Origin of the sequence: Heyndrickxia sp. NPDC080065, assembly GCF_050281185.1 — a bacterium.
Taxonomy (GTDB): domain Bacteria; phylum Bacillota; class Bacilli; order Bacillales; family Bacillaceae_C; genus Heyndrickxia.
In genome coordinates this window covers 15,224-35,762 of the sequence record NZ_JBNNWS010000030.1, presented here as the reverse complement: position 1 = coordinate 35,762, position 20,539 = coordinate 15,224, and the positions used below count along the sequence as shown (strand labels likewise).

General features: G+C 34.1%; 25 protein-coding genes. 14 read left to right on the top strand and 11 right to left on the bottom strand.

Features of this window, described 5'->3' with window-relative positions; all coding sequences use genetic code 11:
* Nucleotides 1-331 precede the first annotated feature (331 nt).
* Nucleotides 332-838: a phosphatidylglycerophosphatase A family protein gene (locus tag ACQKP0_RS24105; RefSeq protein WP_427408352.1), complete on the bottom strand. Its 507-nt coding sequence runs from the start codon at nt 836-838 to the stop codon at nt 332-334.
* A gap of 90 nt (nt 839-928) precedes the next feature.
* Between ACQKP0_RS24105 and yutH the strand changes: the two genes are divergently transcribed.
* A complete protein-coding gene (yutH, locus tag ACQKP0_RS24100) occupies nt 929-1,936 on the top strand; it encodes a spore coat putative kinase YutH (RefSeq protein WP_427408351.1) in 1,008 nt (335 codons plus the stop codon).
* 231 nt (nt 1,937-2,167) lie between these two features.
* Here yutH and ACQKP0_RS24095 read toward each other — a convergent pair whose 3' ends face one another.
* Nucleotides 2,168-2,482 carry a NifU family protein gene (locus tag ACQKP0_RS24095; protein WP_427408350.1) on the bottom strand — a complete coding sequence of 105 codons (315 nt, stop codon included), beginning with the start codon at nt 2,480-2,482 and terminating at the stop codon, nt 2,168-2,170.
* A gap of 17 nt (nt 2,483-2,499) precedes the next feature.
* Between ACQKP0_RS24095 and ACQKP0_RS24090 the strand changes: the two genes are divergently transcribed.
* Nucleotides 2,500-2,862, top strand: coding sequence for a YuzD family protein (locus ACQKP0_RS24090; protein ID WP_427408349.1), 363 nt, complete (start codon nt 2,500-2,502; stop codon nt 2,860-2,862).
* Between the two features lie 310 nt (nt 2,863-3,172).
* Nucleotides 3,173-3,409 carry a YuzB family protein gene (locus ACQKP0_RS24085; protein ID WP_427408348.1) on the top strand — a complete coding sequence of 79 codons (237 nt, stop codon included), beginning with the start codon at nt 3,173-3,175 and terminating at the stop codon, nt 3,407-3,409.
* Nucleotides 3,410-3,816: 407 nt separating this feature from the next.
* On the opposite strand, the gene ACQKP0_RS24080 is transcribed toward ACQKP0_RS24085, so the two are convergent.
* Complete coding sequence (locus tag ACQKP0_RS24080) at nt 3,817-4,497, bottom strand: DUF2225 domain-containing protein (protein WP_427408347.1); 681 nt, start codon at nt 4,495-4,497, stop codon at nt 3,817-3,819.
* Between the two features lie 228 nt (nt 4,498-4,725).
* Between ACQKP0_RS24080 and ACQKP0_RS24075 the strand changes: the two genes are divergently transcribed.
* Entirely contained in the window at nt 4,726-5,088 is a 363-nt protein-coding gene (locus ACQKP0_RS24075) for a HesB/IscA family protein (protein ID WP_427408346.1), read from the top strand.
* A gap of 189 nt (nt 5,089-5,277) precedes the next feature.
* On the opposite strand, the gene ACQKP0_RS24070 is transcribed toward ACQKP0_RS24075, so the two are convergent.
* Nucleotides 5,278-6,276 (bottom strand): NAD(P)/FAD-dependent oxidoreductase, encoded by a 999-nt coding sequence (locus ACQKP0_RS24070; protein ID WP_427408345.1) that lies wholly within the window; start codon nt 6,274-6,276, stop codon nt 5,278-5,280.
* Nucleotides 6,277-6,663: 387 nt separating this feature from the next.
* On the opposite strand from ACQKP0_RS24070, the gene ACQKP0_RS24065 reads away from it, so the two are divergent.
* The 4 genes from ACQKP0_RS24065 to ACQKP0_RS24050 all read left to right on the top strand — a co-directional run bounded on the left by ACQKP0_RS24065 (nt 6,664) and on the right by ACQKP0_RS24050 (nt 9,773).
* Complete coding sequence (locus tag ACQKP0_RS24065) at nt 6,664-7,881, top strand: NAD(P)/FAD-dependent oxidoreductase (protein ID WP_427408344.1); 1,218 nt, start codon at nt 6,664-6,666, stop codon at nt 7,879-7,881.
* Nucleotides 7,882-8,083: 202 nt separating this feature from the next.
* The gene (locus tag ACQKP0_RS24060) at nt 8,084-8,206 is read left to right on the top strand and encodes a YuiA family protein (RefSeq protein ID WP_427408343.1); all 123 of its coding nucleotides are present in this window, start codon (nt 8,084-8,086) and stop codon (nt 8,204-8,206) included.
* Between the two features lie 192 nt (nt 8,207-8,398).
* On the top strand, nt 8,399-8,722 hold the full coding sequence (locus ACQKP0_RS24055; RefSeq protein ID WP_427408342.1) for a YuiB family protein: 324 nt from the start codon (nt 8,399-8,401) through the stop codon (nt 8,720-8,722).
* 343 nt (nt 8,723-9,065) lie between these two features.
* On the top strand, nt 9,066-9,773 hold the full coding sequence (locus ACQKP0_RS24050) for a 3D domain-containing protein (protein WP_427408364.1): 708 nt from the start codon (nt 9,066-9,068) through the stop codon (nt 9,771-9,773).
* A 46-nt stretch (nt 9,774-9,819) separates the two neighbouring features.
* Here ACQKP0_RS24050 and ACQKP0_RS24045 read toward each other — a convergent pair whose 3' ends face one another.
* The gene (locus ACQKP0_RS24045) at nt 9,820-10,629 is read right to left on the bottom strand and encodes a cobalamin-binding protein (RefSeq protein WP_427408341.1); all 810 of its coding nucleotides are present in this window, start codon (nt 10,627-10,629) and stop codon (nt 9,820-9,822) included.
* A gap of 142 nt (nt 10,630-10,771) precedes the next feature.
* Here ACQKP0_RS24045 and ACQKP0_RS24040 point away from each other — a divergent pair, with 142 nt between their 5' ends.
* Nucleotides 10,772-12,274 (top strand): leucyl aminopeptidase, encoded by a 1,503-nt coding sequence (locus ACQKP0_RS24040; RefSeq protein WP_427408340.1) that lies wholly within the window; start codon nt 10,772-10,774, stop codon nt 12,272-12,274.
* Nucleotides 12,275-12,332: 58 nt separating this feature from the next.
* Here the strand turns inward: ACQKP0_RS24040 and ACQKP0_RS24035 are convergent, their stop codons facing one another.
* Nucleotides 12,333-13,199 carry a hypothetical protein gene (locus ACQKP0_RS24035; protein WP_427408339.1) on the bottom strand — a complete coding sequence of 289 codons (867 nt, stop codon included), beginning with the start codon at nt 13,197-13,199 and terminating at the stop codon, nt 12,333-12,335.
* Between the two features lie 288 nt (nt 13,200-13,487).
* Between ACQKP0_RS24035 and ACQKP0_RS24030 the strand changes: the two genes are divergently transcribed.
* Nucleotides 13,488-13,718, top strand: coding sequence for a hypothetical protein (locus ACQKP0_RS24030; protein WP_427408338.1), 231 nt, complete (start codon nt 13,488-13,490; stop codon nt 13,716-13,718).
* 159 nt (nt 13,719-13,877) lie between these two features.
* Here the strand turns inward: ACQKP0_RS24030 and ACQKP0_RS24025 are convergent, their stop codons facing one another.
* On the bottom strand, nt 13,878-14,255 hold the full coding sequence (locus ACQKP0_RS24025) for a hypothetical protein (protein ID WP_427408337.1): 378 nt from the start codon (nt 14,253-14,255) through the stop codon (nt 13,878-13,880).
* Between the two features lie 174 nt (nt 14,256-14,429).
* Between ACQKP0_RS24025 and ACQKP0_RS24020 the strand changes: the two genes are divergently transcribed.
* Nucleotides 14,430-14,813 (top strand): hotdog fold thioesterase, encoded by a 384-nt coding sequence (locus tag ACQKP0_RS24020; protein ID WP_427408336.1) that lies wholly within the window; start codon nt 14,430-14,432, stop codon nt 14,811-14,813.
* Between the two features lie 76 nt (nt 14,814-14,889).
* On the opposite strand, the gene ACQKP0_RS24015 is transcribed toward ACQKP0_RS24020, so the two are convergent.
* Nucleotides 14,890-15,279, bottom strand: a complete 390-nt coding sequence (locus ACQKP0_RS24015) for a kinase-associated lipoprotein B (RefSeq protein ID WP_427408335.1) — start codon at nt 15,277-15,279, stop codon at nt 14,890-14,892.
* A gap of 172 nt (nt 15,280-15,451) precedes the next feature.
* Here ACQKP0_RS24015 and ACQKP0_RS24010 point away from each other — a divergent pair, with 172 nt between their 5' ends.
* Both ACQKP0_RS24010 and ACQKP0_RS24005 read left to right on the top strand, forming a co-directional pair.
* A complete protein-coding gene (locus tag ACQKP0_RS24010; protein WP_427408334.1) occupies nt 15,452-16,045 on the top strand; it encodes a peptidylprolyl isomerase in 594 nt (197 codons plus the stop codon).
* A 569-nt stretch (nt 16,046-16,614) separates the two neighbouring features.
* Nucleotides 16,615-17,127 carry a superoxide dismutase family protein gene (locus ACQKP0_RS24005; protein ID WP_427408333.1) on the top strand — a complete coding sequence of 171 codons (513 nt, stop codon included), beginning with the start codon at nt 16,615-16,617 and terminating at the stop codon, nt 17,125-17,127.
* A gap of 132 nt (nt 17,128-17,259) precedes the next feature.
* Here the strand turns inward: ACQKP0_RS24005 and ACQKP0_RS24000 are convergent, their stop codons facing one another.
* Nucleotides 17,260-18,423, bottom strand: a complete 1,164-nt coding sequence (locus ACQKP0_RS24000; RefSeq protein ID WP_427408332.1) for a MalY/PatB family protein — start codon at nt 18,421-18,423, stop codon at nt 17,260-17,262.
* A 268-nt stretch (nt 18,424-18,691) separates the two neighbouring features.
* Here ACQKP0_RS24000 and ACQKP0_RS23995 point away from each other — a divergent pair, with 268 nt between their 5' ends.
* Nucleotides 18,692-18,952 (top strand): DUF1871 family protein, encoded by a 261-nt coding sequence (locus ACQKP0_RS23995; protein ID WP_427408331.1) that lies wholly within the window; start codon nt 18,692-18,694, stop codon nt 18,950-18,952.
* 33 nt (nt 18,953-18,985) lie between these two features.
* Here the strand turns inward: ACQKP0_RS23995 and ACQKP0_RS23990 are convergent, their stop codons facing one another.
* Together ACQKP0_RS23990 and ACQKP0_RS23985 are read right to left on the bottom strand one after the other, a co-directional pair.
* The gene (locus tag ACQKP0_RS23990; protein WP_427408330.1) at nt 18,986-19,813 is read right to left on the bottom strand and encodes an alpha/beta fold hydrolase; all 828 of its coding nucleotides are present in this window, start codon (nt 19,811-19,813) and stop codon (nt 18,986-18,988) included.
* Nucleotides 19,814-20,167: 354 nt separating this feature from the next.
* Nucleotides 20,168-20,362 carry a helix-turn-helix domain-containing protein gene (locus ACQKP0_RS23985; RefSeq protein WP_427408329.1) on the bottom strand — a complete coding sequence of 65 codons (195 nt, stop codon included), beginning with the start codon at nt 20,360-20,362 and terminating at the stop codon, nt 20,168-20,170.
* Nucleotides 20,363-20,539: the final 177 nt, after the last annotated feature.

The window sequence follows — 20,539 nt, the reverse complement described above, 5'->3', positions numbered from 1 at the left end:
GAGGTAGATCATTGGCAATTTAGCACCAAGATGTACTTCAAACTCAGGTAAAGAGGTAGATCATTGGCAATTTAGCACCAAGATGTACTTCAAACTCAGGTAAAGAGGTAGATCATAAGCAATTTAGCTCCAAGAAGTACTTCAAATCCAGGTAAAGAGGTAGATCATTGGCAATTTAGCACCAAGATGTACTTCAAACTCAGGTAAAGAGGTAGATCATTGGCAATTTAGCACCAAGATGTACTTCAAACCCAGGTAAAGAGGTAGATCAATAGCAATTTAGCTCCATGATATACTTCACTCGCAGGTTTTCGAGTACATCTTTTGTTGTTTATTCATATTTTTCGCTTCCTGCTCTGTGTGCTAAACGGCTGGAGGCTGCTGCTGCAATTGCACCAACAATATCATCCAAAAAAGTATGGCATTTTCCAGAAGTATGGTCATTTAATTTTTCTAGAATACCTGGTTTTTGTTTATCGATATATCCATAGTTTGTAAATCCGATCGAACCGTATACATTTACAATAGAAAAGGCTAAAATTTCGTCAACTCCATATAAACTTTCATCAACAGCGATAATCGATTGTAATGGTTCCTCTAACATTCCTTTTTCAGCCAATATATCTAATTGAATACCAGTTAAAATCGCATTTTGTACCTCACGTTTGGATAGCACTCTATCGATATTTTCAATACAGTCTTCAATTTTTAAATTTGGATGATATTTATTTTGTAAAAACATGACTAATTCAGCGATATCCTCTATTTTAACACCACGTTTGTTAAGCCAATCTCTAGCTGTTTTTTCAGATAAGGTCATTTTTGAATGATTTGTCATATTAATTTCACCTTTTTCATTTTTTATATTGATTTATCTTTTCTCTTCATATACATGAATAAAGAGTAATGAATGAAGAGGGGGATGATCATGTCGGTAGATATCCTTAAGAAATTTTTCAACATTAAACCTGAAAATTCCTTTATAGATGGAAATATTATTAGATATTTGGCTGATGATTCACTTTATACACTTGTTCCTGTTACAAATGTCAAGGAGGAGCGATTGGTTGAATTGTACGAAATGTCTGAGCACTTAATAGCTCAAAATGATCGTTATGTTTCAAAATTTACTTTGGGTAAGGATAATAAATTTCTTATAACATCTAATAATGAAGATTTTGTATTGTTGAAAAATCAATATCATCCTTTAACAAGGAACAAGGATTACGGAAAAAAGCTTGCAAAATTTCACTATCGTGGAAGATCGCTGCAAACGAATATCCAAACTGTTAGTAGTGCTGGACAATGGAAAACTTTTTGGGAAAAAAGATTAGATCAAATGGAAAAAGCTTGGTATCAATTAGTGCAAGAACAGCCTAATCAAGATTTTGAACATTTATTTGTAGATTCCTTTCCTTATTATATGGGGTTATGTGAAAATGCGATTCAATATTTGGTCGATACTGAACTAGACGATACCCCAATTCAGATTGATGAAGGTACAATTTGCCATGAACGTTTCAATAAAAATTCTTGGGGAAAAAACCAATGGATTCGTAATCCATTTGATTGGGTGTTTGACCATGCCAGCAGAGACATTGCAGAGTGGATTCGTGATCAATACTTTCGAAATAAACGAACCTTCATGCCCGATCTTCAAGAATTTTTAAGGGGCTATCAATCCATAAGCCCTTTATCATCTTTTTCTTGGCGGCTTCTTTATGCCCGCTTATTATTTCCATTACATTATTTTGAATGCATTGAAGAATATTTTATTACTAGGTCTGAACAGCAGCAGAAAAATTTAGAGGAGAGACTGAGAAAATGTATAAGGGATTCTCATCAATACGAAAAATTTTTGAGTAACTTTTTTCAACTCGCAGAGGTTTCAGCAGGGAGACAAAATATACCTGAAGTAAATTGGTTAGCGAATTAAAAAAGCGATTCAAAAGTGAATCGCTTTTTTGTATTGTCTAGCTACAGCGCCTATCGGCTAGCGGATTTCTCCGTCTCCTCCCTACGATAAGTCAACATCAGGTGAAATTTGAAGTGCCAATTTCACTAGCTCGTGAACTACCTCAGCACGGTTTCCTTTATCTCAGTCGAAGACTACGAAATCCGTACACCGATGAGCAAGGCGCTTGCACTTTTTGTATTCCAAGACAAATTAAAATACTTGTTCTACCTCAACTACTCCTGGAACCTCTTCAAATAAAGCACGTTCAATACCTGCTTTTAGTGTAATAGTTGAACTTGGGCATGTACCACAAGCTCCAAGAAGGCGTAATTTAACTATGCCATCTTCTATATCAACTAGTTCACAGTCGCCGCCATCACGAAGTAAGAACGGACGTAATTTATCTAATACTTCTTGAACTTTTTCGGTAATCGTTTGTTCTGACATTAATAATCGACTCCTTTCCATACTCCTATTATAATCAGTAATTGAAAAAAAATCTATTATTGAATCCCCCTCTCTCACTCCTTTTCTTTTCGAAAATGTTGTACAATAAAAGAAAAAGAGGGGGAAACAAAGTGGGGAAAACTGTTGAGATTATTATATATGGTGCGGAAATCATTTGTGCAAGTTGTGTAAATTTACCATCATCAAAAGATACTTATGAATGGCTGGATGCAGCAATAGCCCGAAAATATCCAGATCAACCGGTAAACATCCGCCTTGTTGATATATATAATCCACCTGAAGAAGAGGATGTACAAATCTTCGCAGAGAGAGTTATTGAAGAGGATCTATTTTATCCAGTTGTTACATTAGAGGGAAATATTGTTGGTGAAGGAAATCCACGTTTAAAAAATATATATGCAGAATTAGAAAAATACGGTTATACTGCAGTAGAATAAGTAATCTGCGCTTAAAAACATTCTTACATTGTGGAATGTTTTTTTGTTTTTCGGTAAGACTGTTTTCGAATAGATTATTGCTTTTCGGATGTATCCTCAGTCTAGAATAATGTTGGAGACGTGCTCTTTTCTCTATATAATAAATCTTTCATTCAGATTGGATAATAAATTAGAGTCGTAAAAATCCTAATAAGTTTTTACTTGATTTAAAAACAACAAAGTTACGAAAAGAGCCTTTGGAAAAAATCATATTTATTGACTGCAATACTTAAAAGGGGTAGGATAAACTTTGGTAGTGAGGTGACTATCTTTGAATCCTATTATAGAGTTTTGTGCCAGTAATCTTGCTAGTGGAGCAATTGAAGCTCTTGAAATTTTGGAAGAGGATCCAAATCTCGATATCGTTGAATATAGCTGCTTAGATTACTGTGATATTTGCGGAGAAGCCCCTTTCGCTCTTGTAAATGGGGAATATGTAAAAGGCGATACTCCTAAAGAGCTCGTGGAAAATATATATAAATATTTAGAAGAAAATCCAATGTTCTAAAAAGTAATGGAAGAAGACCTCGGTCTCTTTCATTACTTTTTATTGTTAAGCGTACTATTAAATTCTAGAATTATGGGTAATAGTTCATTTAGCGAAAAATGTCCCAAGTGACTAATCTACACTTGAGACGTGGATAAGCAATTTTGTTCAAAGGTAAGAAAGTATAAAATTCACTAAGGATATTACACACAAAAAGTGTCTGCTATGTCTAGCTCCAGCGCCAATCGGCTAGGGGATTTCTCCGTCTCCTCCCTACGATAAGTCAACATCAGGTGAAATTTGAAGTGCCAATTTCACTAGCTCGAGAACTACCTCACCGTGTTTCCTTTATCTCAGTCGAAGACTACAAAATCCGTACGCCGATGAGCAAGGCTCTTGCGCTTTTCTTATTCCGAGCTTTTGACTGATTATGTTGCTTTAATTTCATGCCATCGTTCTAGTGCCATTTCAACGATGGTTCTTTCAGTTGTCGTATTTTGTTTTTCAATTACCTTTGATAGGTATAGCACCGCTTGTTTTTCTTCTCCAATTTGATAGGACAGTTCCGCAATTAAATAGATTATTTTTAATTCAGACATTTGAGATCCATGAAAGTCACTATTTAAATATGAATTTAAATATTCATTCATAGCAAATCTTAAGAATCGTTGTTCTTGAACCTTGTTGTTTATTTTTCTGTATAGCCAAGCGATTCGAATGTAAAGACCTGCGATGGTCACATTTTTTTCACGTTTTATTTCTCCACAATAGGCAGCAAGCTTATATGAAGCAATTGCATGTTTGATCTTTCGAATTTTCCCATAATCTTGACTAACCCAGCGGTTACTCACCTTATTAATAATATCCTCTCTAGTTCCAGGAGGAAAATACTTTGAAAAATACTCTGTAAAAGAAAATCCGCAATGTGGGCAAACAAAAACACTATAAAAAAGTGGATTAACCTCGTCTGAAAAATAATTGGGACAAAAATCTTTATCGTAAAAATCAACTTTAACAAAGCTCGAACGTATTTTTGTAGATATGAAGTTTGTTTTACAAAGCAAGCACTGTAATTTTTTTTCGTAGTATGGTGTTAATGTTGTATTCATAATATCACGCTCGTATATTTTTTTAGGTCTAATTAACTCAGTCTTATATCCTATTATAGAATAAATATTTTAATGTTGTAGGCATAAGAGCCTCAAATTTTGAAAATTTTTGCTGCATCCACAAAAGCGAATTGGTTGAGAGTGTTTCCGTGAGGGTATATAATATAAAGTAAAATATTCTTATAAAATTACCTAAGTTAACATAAGTTATATTTTGGAGGTGTAAACATGACTGAAGTTGTAATTGTTACGGAAGCAGCAGCTTTGCAAATAAAAGATATGATGAAGCAAAATGAAGAGGAAGGCTCATTTCTTCGTGTTAGTGTAAATGGTGGAGGATGCAGCGGCTTATCATATGGTATGGGTTTTGACCATGAAAAAAAAGATGATGATGTTGCAGATTCACAACATGGCTTAAATATTCTTGTAGATAAAGAAAGTTCATTAATTCTTCAAGGGACAAAAATAGATTATAAACAATCCTTAATGGGCGGCGGATTCACCATCGATAACCCGAATGCCATTGCATCATGTGGATGCGGCTCTTCATTTAGAACGTCTAAGGTAGCTGGAACACCTGAGAATTGTTAATGTAAAAAGACCTGGAACTTTGCTCCAGGTCTTTTACGATTTTATTAATTGGCTTTGTTTAATGATTTCGGTTAATAAAATTACCTGTAGGGTATGCGTGAAGCGATTTCTATACGGAGTATAATTAGCTGAACGCATATCCTACAGGACTTTTTCAAAAACAATAACATTATTTAACAAAGTTATTTATTAAGATGGAAATAATGATGTACTATGCATTGGCTGTAGACGAGCTTTAGGGTCAATATAAGCTTTTGCATTACTTACGGCTGTAGGTGCTTCCCCAAAACCAGTTGCTATTAATTTGATTTTTCCTTCGAATGTACAAATATCTCCAGCGGCATAAATTCCTGGAATGTTTGTTTCCATTTTTGAATTAACAACGATCGAATTTTTTTCTATTTCAATACCCCAATCTTTGATTGGACCTAAAGAAGATACAAAGCCATAATTAACGATAAGAGAATCAAAATCTACAACTTCTTTTTTGTCACCACGTACCTCTTCTAATACAATCTGACTAGCTTTGTTTTCGTCTCCAATTAATTCAACAGGCACAAATGGTGTTTTGATATCGACTTTTGAATTACGTAATGTTTCTACACTGTGCTCATGTGCACGAAACTTATCACGTCGATGGATAAGTGATACCTTTTCTGCGATAGGTTCTAGCATTAATGCCCAGTCAACTGCTGAGTCTCCACCGCCTAAAATGGCTACTTTTTGATCAGCAAAACTTTGCAAATCATCAATGAAATAATGCAAATTCTTTCCTTCGTATTGTTTAGCATTTTCAAGCTCTAAACGTCTTGGTTGGAATGCACCAACACCAGCTGTAATAATGATTGTTTTGGAATAATGAATCTCTTGATCAGTTGTAAGTTTAAAAATTTCATCGTCTTGTTTTTCGACATTTTCCACTGCTTGTTCAAGACAAATAGTAGGTGAGAACATTGAAATTTGCTCTTTTAGATTATTAACGAGATCTTGAGCCTTAATTTTTGGAAAACCTGCTATATCATAGATATATTTTTCAGGATATAATGCGGAAAGCTGACCGCCTAATTGCGGAAGACTTTCAATAATTTTGACACTAGCTTGTCTCATCCCACCATAAAAAGCAGTAAACAATCCAGTCGGTCCTCCACCGATAATGGTTATATCATAAATTTTTTGATCTTCCTTCAAAAAAATTACCTCCAATATAAAATAATCACTATAACATCATATCACATTCGAATCAATGTAATCTAATGTTTGAAACGAAAAATTAAGTTCTAAAAACAATTTATCAGAATTTTCTTAAGTTTTCTTTTTCCTAAATACATATTGAAAAACAAGTGCAAAAAGAATATTATTAGATTTGGATATTATATTAATTTTTTATGACAATTTTTTTAATTTGGGCTTTGTTATTTTATATAACAAAAAATTTTACATAGCCCTGCTTTAGTATGCTGTGATTAGTGAAATAAATCACAAATTAATTTAACGTTTTATTCATAAGCTTGCGGTTGTGGTGGAAACATAAAAATAACCATCACTAAAAAAATTTAAAGGTGGAAGTGATACAAGTTGAGAAAGCCAAGAATCGTTGTATTGGGTGCCGGATACGGTGGATTAATGACAGTAACTCGTTTACAAAAATTATTGAGCGGTAATGAAGCAGATATTATTCTAATTAATAAAAATGAATATCATTATGAAACTACATGGCTTCATGAAGCATCTGCAGGAACTTTACATCATGACCGTGTCCGTTACGATATAAAAAATGTTATTAATCGAAGCAAAGTAGAATTTATTCAAGGAACAATAGAAAAAGTTAATCCAGATGAGAAGAAAGTTATTCTTGAGAACGGTGAAGTTGAATATGATTATTTAGTCATTTCATTAGGTTCAGATTCTGAAACATTTGGTATCAAAGGCTTAGATCAATATGCATTTGCTATTACAAATGTTAATGCTGCAAGACAAATTCGTGAGCATATTGAATATCAATTTGCTACTTACACTACTGAAGAAGAAAAAGATGATAAACGCTTATCTATTGTTGTAGGTGGTGCAGGATTTACAGGAATTGAATTCCTTGGAGAATTAACAAACCGAATTCCAAAGCTTTGTGAAGAATATGATATTGATCGTAAAAAAGTAAGAATTGTTTGTGTAGAAGCTTCACCAATGGTATTGCCTCAATTCGATCGTGACTTAGTAAATTATGCGATTGCTTTACTTGAAAGTAAAGGCGTTGAGTTCCATATTGGTACTGCTGTACAACAAGCTTCTGAAGATGGCGTTTTAATTGGTAAAAAGGATGAGGAACCACAAGAAATTAAAGCTGGTACAATTATCTGGTCTGCTGGGGTTCGCGGTAACTCAATTATTGAAAAGTCTGGATTTGAAAGTATGCGTGGCCGTGTGAAAGTTAACCACGATTTACGTGTTCCAGGTCATGATGATATTTTTATTATTGGTGATTGCTCACTTATTATTAATGAGGAAATTAACCGTCCATATCCACCAACTGCACAAATTGCTATGCAACATGGTGAAGTTTGCGCCCGTAACGTTGCAAAGCTCGTTCAAGGTAAAACAGATCTTGAAAATTTTGTTTTCGATGATAAAGGTACTGTTTGCTCACTTGGTGAAGACGATGCAATTGGGGTTGTTTATGGCAAGAAAATTAAAGGGACAAGTGCTTCAGTTATGAAGAAAGTAATTGATAACCGTGCATTATTCATGGTTGGCGGAACTTCCCTTGTGTTGAAAAAAGGTAAATTTAAATTATTCTAATAAGATTTTAAGGCGGAGCATTTGGCTTCGTCTTTTATTTTTTTGAAATTATTTGTATTTTGAAGAATTTCAATGAAAGAATGAGAGAATATATAGTTGTATGCGTTTTCTTCAACGTATTTGCTTGTTTACCTTTACTTTGATTAATGTTATATTATCAGAAAATTAAGAAATAAAAACAAAGATGAAGGGATTGAGTAAAATGAAGATAAGTACGGCGGAGAAAAAAACATGCACATATTGTTCAGGAAAAGGATACTTTCAACTCATTTTAGGCGGTTCCGAAACATGTCCTTGTTGCGAAGGTACGGGAAAAAAGAAATAAAGAATAACATAAATTTATTAACTAGGTTTCCTAAAAAGGGGAACCTTTTTTGTTCTTAAATTGTTCAAACTTTTTTCATACTGCATTTGTTGACTGACTTATTAACATTGATTACACTTAAAATTGGTGTAGATTGGAGTTTTAATGTAGTCAAGCTTATCTGTTTGGTGTTGACGGATGGAGGTGTAGGTTATGCATATGAGTTTACCTGTTTTAATTATTTCGATGTTATTATTTTTTGTGTTATTCTTTGGGATAGGCTTTATTTTAAATATGCTATTAAGAATGACATGGCTAATGGCAATCATCTATCCAATTGTTGCAATTTTAATCATTGATAAAGTTCGTTTCTTGGAATATTTCACAAATTCGAGATATGCTTTCCAACAATTAGGAGAAAGAATTTCATCCCTTCTCGCGCCCGATATTTTAATATTAATCAGTGGTTTTTTAGGCGCTTTAGTAGCGGGAATCGTAATGAAAATATTACGTCAAAAAGGATATAGAATGTTTTAAAAAGGTTCTTTTCTTAAACTTTGTTATTTTGAATCAAAAATCTAAAATAGCAGCAACCAATGAGAAAGCTCCTTTTAAAAGGCCCATTTGAGGTCTTTTTTTATGTAAGGCTTTGTTAAACATTGTAGTTGTTTCTAATAAAACCCTGTATGGTATGTGTTCAGCTAGTTTTACTTTGTAAATAAAACGCTTCACACATACCATACAGGACAAAGCCTTATGTAAAAAAATATAGTTATGTAAAAATATTTTACAGAATTTTAAGTTTTTTTCACTCTCGGTGAATATTTCAAATCGTATTAGGAAAAGAATAGATTTGGGAGGAGTGGAAAAAACTATGATTATGAAAAAAATTTTAAAGCGATTATTCATGACAATTTTATTTATTGGAGCACTCGTTACAACTTTTCAATCAATATCAGGAGTAAAGGCTCAATCTTTATATGTAGGAATGATTAATGACACTAATGGACAAGCAAGTGGTTTTCTAAGTAGTTTCAATAATTTAAGCTTAAAGTCAATCGGATTATCATTAAAATCATTAAAAAAGTCGGTATCCACTGCTACACAAATATCGTCAAGTGAATCAGTAAAGGGATCGACGCCAACCCTTGAAGAGGCGATTGATTGGTCTACATATCCAGTAAAGGAAGTGGTAGCAACTGGATATACAGCTGGTGTTGAGTCTACAGGGAAAAATCCAAATGATCCGGAATATGGCATTACATACTCTGGAGTAAAAGTGAAAAGAGATTTATATTCTACCATTGCTGCAGATCCAAGAATCTTTCCAATTGGGACTATATTATTTATCCCAGGTTATGGTTATGGAGTCGTTGCGGATACAGGATCAGCAATAAAAGGAAACAAATTAGATCTCTATTATGAAACAGTAAAAGAAGTTTACGAGCAATGGGGAAAAAAGAGCGTTAAGGTTTATATTGTGCAAATGGGAAATGGAAAGCTGTCTGAAAAGGAATTAAAAACGCTTAATGAAAATAAAACGATGCAAGTATTTAGACAAAAATATATTAAAACAAAACTAGAGTAATGAATCGGAGGGTGATACTTATGTGGTCACCCTTCAATTATTATTCTTATTTGTCGAAAAGTGGTTCAATCTCTAATTGTTCAAATGCTGCTGGATGGAGTATTTTTCCTAATTTTTCGATCCCTTTTATTAAACGTGGGGATGGACGGCAATATAAGTATTCTTCAAGCACCAAAATACGATTGTTTTTTACTGCAGGTAATTGGTTCCAATCCGGTCTTTTTTGTACAAGTTCAGGTTTAACTTTTTGATGAGAAACACCAACCCATGCTAAGCAAATATAGTCTGGATTTCTGGTAGCAACATCATCCCAATCTGTTTGAATACTTGCCTCTTCAATATCAGCAAATATATTATATGCTCCTACATACTCACTCACCTTCGTTAGCCAATTTATTTTTCCTGGAGTAAAGACGGGTTTGGGCCACCATTCCCAATATAAGGATGGACGATTTTCTATGGTAGAAGCTATTTTCTTAAATTCATTTAATTGATTAAGAAAGGCAGCTGATTTACGTATTCCGATTTCTTCCATTCCTATTGCTCTTGATACTTCGATTAAATTATTAGCGATATCTTCAAAATTTTGTGGGTCTAAGACGATATAAGGAATTTTTCTTTTATTTAATTCATCGATATTTTTCTCCATTCCAGGCACACTTAGTGAAGCCAATACAAGATCAGGCTTCAATTTTTCAACATCGTCCATTCGAATCGATAGATCAGGGCCAAGTCGCGGCAATGATTTTATACTTTCTGGCCAATCAGAATAATCATCTATACCGACAAGCAGCGGCAGAGCATCTAAATATGCTAAAAGCTCTGTATTACTTGGACAAATCGAAACAACACGCATGCTATACCTCCAATAATTGCATTTCAAAATCAAAGAATATTCTATCATTCAGTCTAACACATAATCTTAATAGGTTTAATTTTTTTCTAACGTGAGCAAATATTTCGTTTTTTCGATATAATAATGATTGGAGGTGGAGAGGATGTTTAAATTTTTTAATGCAAATCCTTTTGAAGAAAAACAAGAATGTCTTTTGATTGGTTTAAAAGATACACCTGAAAAATTCTCGGGAATACTTTCTGAATTAGATGCAAAATTTGAAAATGAATTAACAGAGCTTGTTAAGTCAGGGGATATTTCGGCAAAAGTAAAAGAAATATCTAAAATACATACACTTGGAAAATTAAATGTAAAACGTCTATTGTTTGTTGGATTGGGAAAAGAGAATCAATTATCGTTTGATGATGTAAAAGAAGCATTTGGAAAAGCATTCAAGCATGCGAAGGAAAGTCGCTTGCAATCAGTTGCTATTGCTCTTGATACCTTTGTAACCGATGCGATTTCACATGAAGATGCTGCTAATGCTCTTAGTGAGGCATTTGCGTTAGCTACATACGAATTTGCTGGATATAAACAAAAATCAAACGAACCAGAAAAAATGGTCGAACAAATAAATATCATTTCAGAAACGGATCAAAATGAGATTGAGGCAGCATTAACGGTCGGTTATGCCTTTGGGAAAGCTACGAATTCAGCAAGGACACTTGTGAACCTGCCAGGAAATATGCTTACTGCAACCGATTTAGCTCAATATGCTGAAGAATTAGGCGGAAAATATGAGTTTGAAGTCGAAATTCTTGAAAAAGAAGAGATGGAAAAGCTGGGAATGGGTGCATTTTTAGCTGTGAACCAAGGCTCTGTAGAACCACCGAAAATGATCGTTTTAAAATACCAAGGGAAAGACACTTGGGAAGATGTCATTGGACTAGTTGGTAAAGGAGTTACATTCGATACAGGCGGATATTCAATAAAAACAAAATCGGGTATTGTCGGCATGAAAACAGATATGGGAGGAGCTGCAGCTGTACTTGGTGCGATGGAAATAATCGGTGAATTAAAGCCAGAGCAAAATGTTGTAGCGGTAATTCCTTCTACCGATAATATGATTAGTGGTTCCGCCTTCAAACCAGATGATGTGATAACATCAATGAGTGGAATAACAATTGAGGTACTAAATACAGATGCCGAAGGCCGTTTGGCGTTAGCTGATGCAGTTACATATGCAAAACATCATGGTGCCAATTATTTAGTTGATGTAGCGACTTTAACAGGTGGGGTTATCACTGCATTAGGACTTGATAAAACTGGTGCGATGACAAATGACGAGGCCTTTTTCGAGCAAGTATTAGAGGCATCATATGAAGCAGGAGAATATATTTGGCGTCTACCTATAACCGAAAATGATAAGAAACGTGTTCGCGGAAGCAAAATTGCTGACTTAAATAACTCACCAGGCAGTGAAGGGCATGCAATCATGGGTGGAGCATTTGTCGGTGAATTTGCCGAAGATACACCATGGGTGCACTTAGACATTGCTGGTACAGCAGTCACTAGTAAAGAGCATGATTTAGGACCTTACGGTGCAACTGGTGTCATGGTTCGTACATTAGCATTATTAGTGGAAAGATTTGAACCAGTGAAATAATATTTTGAAAAAAGAGCCGGGGTAATAGTTATTGAGACTATTACACTGGCTCTTATCCTTACTTATTAATCAACTTTATTGTATCGTTATATTGAGAAGTTCCTACTTCGATGAGACTACCATTCCTTGTTGTTAATGTTGGAGATCCATCCTCATTTTCCTTTAAGAATATTAGATATTTATTTCCTTGTTTAATCTGATTGGTTGGTAACAGAATATCGAAATCGTCTTTGTCTCCTTTATATTTTTTAAGGACAACAAAATGAACAATGGATATCCCTCTATCATCATCTATTTCATTGATAAGAATTTCCATTACTAGGTCAGATTGTTGTAATAGCTGTTCCTTATTTTTATATTGGATAACTGATTGGTTCTCCGAAACATTTTGTTTGAAATTTTTTTTAATAAAGGATTTTAATGTAGAAAGCTGATTATATTTTTCGTCTGTAAATGGCTTTTCGTAAGTAAACTCATAAGCATTTGCTAGCCTAGATAATTCTCCATTATCACCAATCTTAATGATAAATTCAGGATGCTGTACGTAAAAATCTTTTTCATAAACGGTGGAACTAAGAGGCTGTAAAAAGAATACATATTTACTTCCTTGTTCTAACAACTCTTCTCCCACATATACGAGTACTTCATTTTGTGTTTCTCCCAAGATATCATCTTCAACTGCTACATTATAAACCTTTCTAGATTCATTTAATTCATCCAATCCAATTACCCTTCCGACCAAAACCTCATTGGTCGTTTTCATAACGTTTTTAAAAGTCAACTTTTCATTTAAAATACCCATATTACTTTTTTTCATTTCAATCGGATTAAGCTTTAAATCTGATTTTGCAAATGAAAAATTAAAAACAAATATACCTATTAAGCACAACAAAATAACAATACCAAACCCCAATTGCTTTTTCATTTTATCCCACCCAATCAATAGTTTTGCTTAAAGATTCTAATGACTATGATTGAGAATGTTAGTGTATACATTACTAACTTAATCTAAAAATACTTTCTTTTGTTTAATTATACAAAAAAATACTATTAAGGTGTGAATATTTAGACTCTTTTAGATTTTTTGGCTGAAATTTATTATTGTTGTGAATATTCTTTTAAAAGACATAACCTTTCCTTTTGCCCAGTCCATCCGCACTTCTCCTGCATATGAAGATAGAGAGCGTCTTTTTTAAAAAGGAGGTATACCTAATTGTACTATTATCGTCAGGCACCTGTTCCAGGAGATTATAGGATGTTCCCGTTCTTTGGTGCCCCGCTTGTAGGAGGATTTTTAGGAGGACTAATCGGAGGTGGATTAGCCGGAGCTGCTCTTTCTAGACCTAGACCTTATGCATATCCGCCTGCATACCCACCATATGCTTATCCATATGCACCATATGGTGGGTATGGACCTAGACCTTATGCACCTTACGGATATTAATGAATACGAAAAGCTCTTCGATTTTTCGAAGAGCATTTTCCTGTTTATTTGTTGTTACATTGTTCAAAGGTAAGAAAGTATAAAATTTACTAAGGATATTAGACATGAAAAGTGTCTGCTATGTCTAGCTCCAGCGCCTATCGGCTAGCGGATTTCTTACTACATACCCCAGCGGATTTTCATTTCTAAAAGACAGCAATTGGTCACATCTTTTTGATCAGAAAACTTAATAACAATACCGCTAGGAGTATAGCGAATTTCAGGACTTGATTTTAGCCCGATATCATAAATCATCTTATTGACTTTATTAAGTTGTGATTCTTGTGCGTATGTCATTAATTGTTTGGAGAATGCCTCCGATGCAGATAAATGATCTATAACCTTTTCGGCATCTTTTAATAAGGACTTCATTTTGTTTGCGGAATTTATAAATATTTTGGGATCTACTGGTTGGTATTGGCGAAATGGGTGCTGATATGAGTAGGCAATATTCGGATAAGGGGGATATTCATGATGATAAGGATGATAATATTTCAAGGTAATCTTCCCCTTTGAATAAACAAATTAGATAAAATTGAGCTTTCCTTATTTACCATATGCGAAATAAAACTTGAGTATGTAATGAAATATTCATTAAGATAAAAATTGTATGGAAGAAGGATTCTGATGTAAGTTTCTTGAATAATACGATAAACGAGGAGGAGAAACTTTATGGATTATAAAAATACACTTATAGAAACACTCGGAATGGAGTTTGTGGAAATTGGTAAAGGAAAAGTGGTTGCTACTATGCCGGTTAATGAAAACACTAGGCAGCCATTTGGATATCTGCATGGAGGGGCATCTGTTGCCCTTGCTGAAACAGTTGCTAGTGTCGGGGCTACGGCAATTATTGATTTAGAAAAAGAAATATGTTTTGGACTAGAAATTAACGCGAATCATATCCGTTCCAAACGTGATGGAGTAGTTACTGCTATTGCCGAAGTGGTTCACCGTGGAAAAAGTACACAGGTTTGGGAGATTAAAATAAAAGATGAAGAGGATAGGCTCATTTGTATGTCTCGATGTACAATGGCCGTCGTTTCAAAGAAATAAATAATAACAAAATAATTTAGGGTGATAGAAAAATAAAATGATAGAACTTTACTTTTCTATTACCCTCGAAATGTGATTACCACTTAAGGTTGTACATCAATTCGTATTCTTTCTGGATACTATTTAAACTTTCAATACTTTTCAAATTAAATTCCGTTTCTTGAGTCATAAGCTCATTACGCAATTTAACAACTGCAAGCTTTAATGACTCACCATAATTAGGAATTTCTCCTTCAAAGGGCTTTACCATTTTTAATGGAATATTAGATTGCTCCCGGTAAGCAAGTGCCTTCCGTTCGTGAAAAAAAGCAACATCCGTTTCTTTTGGATTGTGCAGATCCCCTTGCATCGGATGCTTTAACACAGCCAGTGTTTTTACTACATAACGATCAGGGAATACTCCTGTTATTTCCCCTAAATATTTACCTGTTTTATTAAAAAAGGTTACAATTTGTCCTTGTTCCATTCCGATCCCTCCAAAACTATTTTATTCATATTATGAAGCACTTTGATAAAAAAGCAAAATATTATGCGAGTGGTGGAGTTGCAACTTTATAGGAGAATTTAGTAAAGTAAGATGGAAAGGAATGATTTCTTTTTCGCAAATCTTACATAAATTATTAAAAGGAGATTTTTTTATGACATATCCACAGTTAACGAAGGAAGTTTTAGAAAACGAGAAATTGATTGAAATGCAAACGAATATGGGAAATATTAAAATAAAGCTTTTCCCAGACCTTGCTCCTAAAACAGTTGAAAATTTTGTTAAGCATAGTCAAGATGGATATTATGATGGTGTTATTTTTCACCGAGTAATTAACGGTTTCATGATTCAAGGCGGCGATCCATTAGGAAATGGAACAGGTGGAGAAAGTATTTACGGAGGACCTTTTGAAGATGAGTTCTCTCAAGAGCTTTTTAACTTCCGTGGAGCACTTTCAATGGCTAATGCGGGACCAAATACGAATGGTAGTCAGTTCTTTATCGTACAGAGTGTCGCTGTTGATCCAAGAATGAAAGGTCAAATGGAGCGTGCTGGATATCCTGAAGAAGTAATTAACGCTTATATGGAAAACGGAGGAACTCCACATTTAGATTTCCGTCACACTGTTTTCGGACATGTTGTTGAAGGAATGGATGTAGTAGATAAAATTGCTGAAGTTAAGACGGATATGCGGGATCATCCGGTTCAATTTGATGTAGTAATTGAAAAAATAAATGTATTAAAATAATGGAGGAGCTGTCTTAAAGGCAGCCTTTTCTTGTCCAGCTCCAGCGCCTAGCCCCTCGAGGTCAAATGGTCTTCCAACAATGAAGTCAAAAGGCAGACTTCCTTTGTTGGAAGACCATTTGCTTGTTGGGGCTGATCAAGGTGCTTCCGCTTTTCTTATTTGTTATAAAATTGTCAATCACTCAATTGGTTGAAAGGAATAAAAATTGGTATACTATTAATTAATGAAGTTTTTAAGAAAGGGAGTTTCCAATGTTAAACTCTTTAAATATTTTTGTATTGAATTTATTTCTATACTTCCCTGAAGATAAAAGAGAATATATCCCTGCGTTCATCTCATTTTCTATTTTTCTTATCCTTTGTATAATAACCTTCATGTTTATACTCAAAGTGAATAAAAAGCAATTGGAAAAAGCAAAGCAATTCGAAGAAAAAATAAAGAATAATTTAAAGTAGACCGATAACCAATTCTATATAAGAATTGGTTTTTTTTGTTAGAGACATACCGAATATATCCCATTATTAATGGCTAGAATGTGGAGGAAAAGAAATTTATTGGAGGAGTATGTAGTGAAATGGTTTTCTATTCTATTAACGTTGTTTGTATTAAGCGGATGTACACAAGCGAATCCGAAAGAAACGGATGTTGATATAAAAAATGCTTCAGGTGATAGTCTCGGAAAGATTAATTTAAAGGAGCAGGCAAAAGGTGTTATGTTAAAGGTGAATTTGAAGGGGCTTCCACCTGGTGAACACGCAATTCATTTCCATGAAAAAGGCAGCTGTAAGGCTCCTGATTTTACCTCAGCAGGTAATCATTTTAATCCGGATAATAAAGACCATGGCTTATTATACCCGAAAGGATCTCATGCAGGTGACCTACCAAACTTAATTGTGAAGGATGATGGAAAGGTAAAGGTAGATTTTCTAGCTCCTCAAGTTACAATGGGAAACGGAAAGAATTCATTATTCACAAAAGAAGGGACTTCGATTGTTATTCATGAATCAAAAGACGATGGAATGACACAGCCTGCAGGTGATGCTGGAAACCGGATTGCATGTGGAGAGCTAAAAAAGAAATAGGCTTTTTTCGTTAGCTTTGTTGCAATACCGATACAAGTAAAAATCGGTATTAGGATTTTACAATCTATGTTAAAACAGTTATGAAAAAAGGATAAGGCACGATAATATGTACGTGCTTATCCTTTTTTTCCATTAGCTTAATGCTTTTATTAAACGAATAACTCCTTCTTGAATGGTTTCCCTAGGACAGCCCACATTCATCCTTAAAAATCCCTCACCGCCAAGACCATATTTTGTTCCGGGCTCTAATGCAAGGCGGCCTATTTTAAGCAGACGATTTTTGAGTTCTACATCCGAATACCCAGTGTCCCTGCAATCCAGCCATATTAAATATCCGCCTTCAGGTTCCATCACTTTTATTGCTGGTACCTCCTGATTAATTGTTTCTTTTACTAGCTGAATATTATCTTTTATATAGGGTAGAAGAGTATCCAGCCATTCTTCACCATAGCGATAAGCAGCTTCCATTCCGACAATACCGAAAGCATTTAATGTGTGAAAGCCTTGTTGTTCTTGTATTTTAACAAGTTTTTCTCGTAAATCAGGGTTAGGTACTATTAAACTGGAAGCTTGTATACCAGCTAAGTTAAAAGTTTTCGTAGGAGCGATGCAAGTCACGACGAAATCACGATATGATTCGTCTAATGATGCAATAGGAATATGCTTTTGCGGTGCTCCTACAAGATCCCCATGTATTTCATCTGAAATAATTAGAACGTTGTATTTCTTACATAATTCAGCTATTTTTATTAATTCTTCACGCTTCCACACTCTGCCACCAGGGTTATGGGGATTACAGAGGAAAAATAGCTTAATATTGTTTTGTAATGCTTCTTCAAGTTGTATAAAATCAATTTCGAATCGATTATTTACTAGTTGCAAAGGACAGTTGATTACATTTCTATTATTATTTTCTGTCATTGTAAAAAAAGGTGTGTAAACAGGTGATTGAAGTAGAATATTATCCCCAGGATCTGTAAACGCTAAAATAGCTAAACCGAGAGATGGGACGACACCATGGTTATATAAAAGCCATGAACGATCTATGTTCCATCCGTGGCGGCTTTTTAACCAATTTTGAATAGCTTCACCAGTACTATCAGGAATAACTGTATACCCAAAAATTCCATGATTTAATCTTTCTTGTAATGCTTGAATGACTGCTTCAGGAGGTCGGAAATCCATATCAGCTACCCACATTGGTAATAATTCATCTTCACCATAAACAAACTTCATGTAGTCCCATTTAACAGAAGAGGTTCCTTTTCTTTCGATTACTTGATCAAAAAGTGTCATTCTATCACCATCCATTTTTAATTCATATTAATATGTTATTATATTGTAACAAGTATTTAAAGAATAAAGCTCTTTTCGTAAACTTTGTTGTGGGTCGATACAAGTAAAAATCGGCATTAGGATTTTTACGCCTCGGATCTATATTTCAATTTTGAAAAGAAGATTAAATATATAGGGAAAAGAGCACGTTTCAATACTAAATAAGGATATGTTTATATCCGAAAAGCAACAATCTATGCGAAAATAACCAATAATAAAGGGTGAGAAAATGAATATTCAACAAATGAATATTAAATTAAGGGAAGCTTTAGAAGAATGGAATCCCCTTGGCAATGGCAGTGAAGCGTATGAAACTGAAATTGTCGATGTAATTCAATTGGTGCATGATATAGACAATAAGGATGTTTTGTCAAAAAGAATTCAAGACATATATGAATTTTCATTTGAAGAACGAATCCCAATAGAACAATGCGAAAAAATGGCAAGAACATTAATCACTATTCACTCACAAGCTTCGTGCGAATTGTAATAAAAAAAGGGGGGAACACCGTTAGTTTCCCCTCTACTCATGTATAAATTTATCAATATGCTGAAAAACTTCCTCAGCATTTTCTTCTGAAATTAAATGTCCTGCATCCTTTAAAACAATTAGCTGTGCATGTGGTAAATCTTTGGTCAATCTTTTTCCAATAGATAATGGAACAACACGATCATGTTCACCCCAAATAAGTAGGCATGGGGTTGTAATTTGGTGTAATTGTTCAACAGATAAGTCACCTTCACGATCCCTGATCATTCTAGTTAGACCACGAAATATTTGTTTATCTAAAAAGGGCTGCTCATACCCTTTTAGCATTTCTTCATCAATAATACTTCTATCGAAAACAACAGTTTCTACATTTTTTCTAACCCCCGATTTTTCTAAATAGTATTTTACACAATGATGAAAAAATGGAAGGAAACTTAATAATTTTAATGATCGTTTTGATGGGTTAAGGTATCCTGAACTGCAAAGAAGGACTCCTTTTTTGACTAAATTAGGCTTTTGAAGCATCACGTTTAAGGAGATTTGGCCACCCATAGAGTGTCCAATTAAATAAATGCTTGAATATCCTAGTGATGAGATTAAGTTGATGACCATTTTAGCAAGATTTTGATACGAATATTGGTAGCGAGGGTGTTTTCCACTTTGACCAAATGGAGGAATATCTATTGATACCACATTATTGTCTTTATTTAAAAGTGGGATCAATCTCCTGAAACTAAAAGTAGAGGAGAGAAATCCATGTAAAAGCACAAATGTGTTATTTGCGTTTTGATTTTTATATTCCTCAAAATAAATTTCGATTCCACTTATTTCTTTTGTGAGTTTTGAAACTGTAATTGACATTCAATTCACCCCTGAAACCTACAAATGGTATTGCTCTGTTAATGATAATTATAAAACAATGACAAAAAAAAGGACGAGTCCCAAGTCTCGTCAAAAAATAAAAAGGGGGAATACTAGTGTATAGATTGATTTCAACCAATAATCAATGCTATACAGAAAGCCTTGTAGTAAAAGGATACCCATTTTTCTTATTATTTAATCAATAAATACAAAAAAAATTAATCCCGTGCGAATAGATGGCAAAACCATCCATCTATTCATGCAGGGTAATTATTCGTAAAAGGTTTGTTTAGGCGGGAAACAATGAGTTGGGGGATAAAAATTTCCACTGATTGAGGATTCACTTTATCTCCATTATTCTGTTAATACTGAAGCAGGGACATCCAAAATAGTGGATAATTTAAGGATGGTTTGTGTAGTAGGGACTTGCTCTCCAGATTCGTATTTCTCAATTACTTTAGCTCCTAATCTAGCTTTAACCGCTAATTCTTCTTGTGTTAGATTTTGTTGTTCACGATAAAACTTTAAATTTTGTGCAAAGTTTGTCATTAATATCCCTCCGGTTATCAGTTTTTTTCTATATTGTATCACATTTTGTGATTCTTACTTAATTATTGCTTTATGAATTTTTTGTGATTTGTTTGTATGCGTTTGGTGAAAATTAAAAAGATATAAAAAATCACATGTGTAAACATGCTTATTTTTGCGTCTATTTTTCAATTGTGA

Coding starts and splice junctions, on each gene's coding strand:
- ACQKP0_RS24105 (WP_427408352.1), bottom strand. CDS start 838: ATGACAAATCATTCAAAAATGACCTTATCTGAAAAAACAGCTAGAGAT.
- yutH (WP_427408351.1), top strand. CDS start 929: ATGTCGGTAGATATCCTTAAGAAATTTTTCAACATTAAACCTGAAAAT.
- ACQKP0_RS24090 (WP_427408349.1), top strand. CDS start 2,500: ATGTTGTACAATAAAAGAAAAAGAGGGGGAAACAAAGTGGGGAAAACT.
- ACQKP0_RS24080 (WP_427408347.1), bottom strand. CDS start 4,497: ATGAATACAACATTAACACCATACTACGAAAAAAAATTACAGTGCTTG.
- ACQKP0_RS24075 (WP_427408346.1), top strand. CDS start 4,726: ATGACTGAAGTTGTAATTGTTACGGAAGCAGCAGCTTTGCAAATAAAA.
- ACQKP0_RS24060 (WP_427408343.1), top strand. CDS start 8,084: ATGAAGATAAGTACGGCGGAGAAAAAAACATGCACATATTGTTCAGGA.
- ACQKP0_RS24055 (WP_427408342.1), top strand. CDS start 8,399: ATGCATATGAGTTTACCTGTTTTAATTATTTCGATGTTATTATTTTTT.
- ACQKP0_RS24050 (WP_427408364.1), top strand. CDS start 9,066: ATGAAAAAAATTTTAAAGCGATTATTCATGACAATTTTATTTATTGGA.
- ACQKP0_RS24045 (WP_427408341.1), bottom strand. CDS start 10,629: ATGCGTGTTGTTTCGATTTGTCCAAGTAATACAGAGCTTTTAGCATAT.
- ACQKP0_RS24040 (WP_427408340.1), top strand. CDS start 10,772: ATGTTTAAATTTTTTAATGCAAATCCTTTTGAAGAAAAACAAGAATGT.
- ACQKP0_RS24035 (WP_427408339.1), bottom strand. CDS start 13,199: ATGAAAAAGCAATTGGGGTTTGGTATTGTTATTTTGTTGTGCTTAATA.
- ACQKP0_RS24020 (WP_427408336.1), top strand. CDS start 14,430: ATGGATTATAAAAATACACTTATAGAAACACTCGGAATGGAGTTTGTG.
- ACQKP0_RS24015 (WP_427408335.1), bottom strand. CDS start 15,279: ATGGAACAAGGACAAATTGTAACCTTTTTTAATAAAACAGGTAAATAT.
- ACQKP0_RS24010 (WP_427408334.1), top strand. CDS start 15,452: ATGACATATCCACAGTTAACGAAGGAAGTTTTAGAAAACGAGAAATTG.
- ACQKP0_RS24000 (WP_427408332.1), bottom strand. CDS start 18,423: ATGACACTTTTTGATCAAGTAATCGAAAGAAAAGGAACCTCTTCTGTT.
- ACQKP0_RS23995 (WP_427408331.1), top strand. CDS start 18,692: ATGAATATTCAACAAATGAATATTAAATTAAGGGAAGCTTTAGAAGAA.
- ACQKP0_RS23990 (WP_427408330.1), bottom strand. CDS start 19,813: ATGTCAATTACAGTTTCAAAACTCACAAAAGAAATAAGTGGAATCGAA.
- ACQKP0_RS23985 (WP_427408329.1), bottom strand. CDS start 20,362: ATGACAAACTTTGCACAAAATTTAAAGTTTTATCGTGAACAACAAAAT.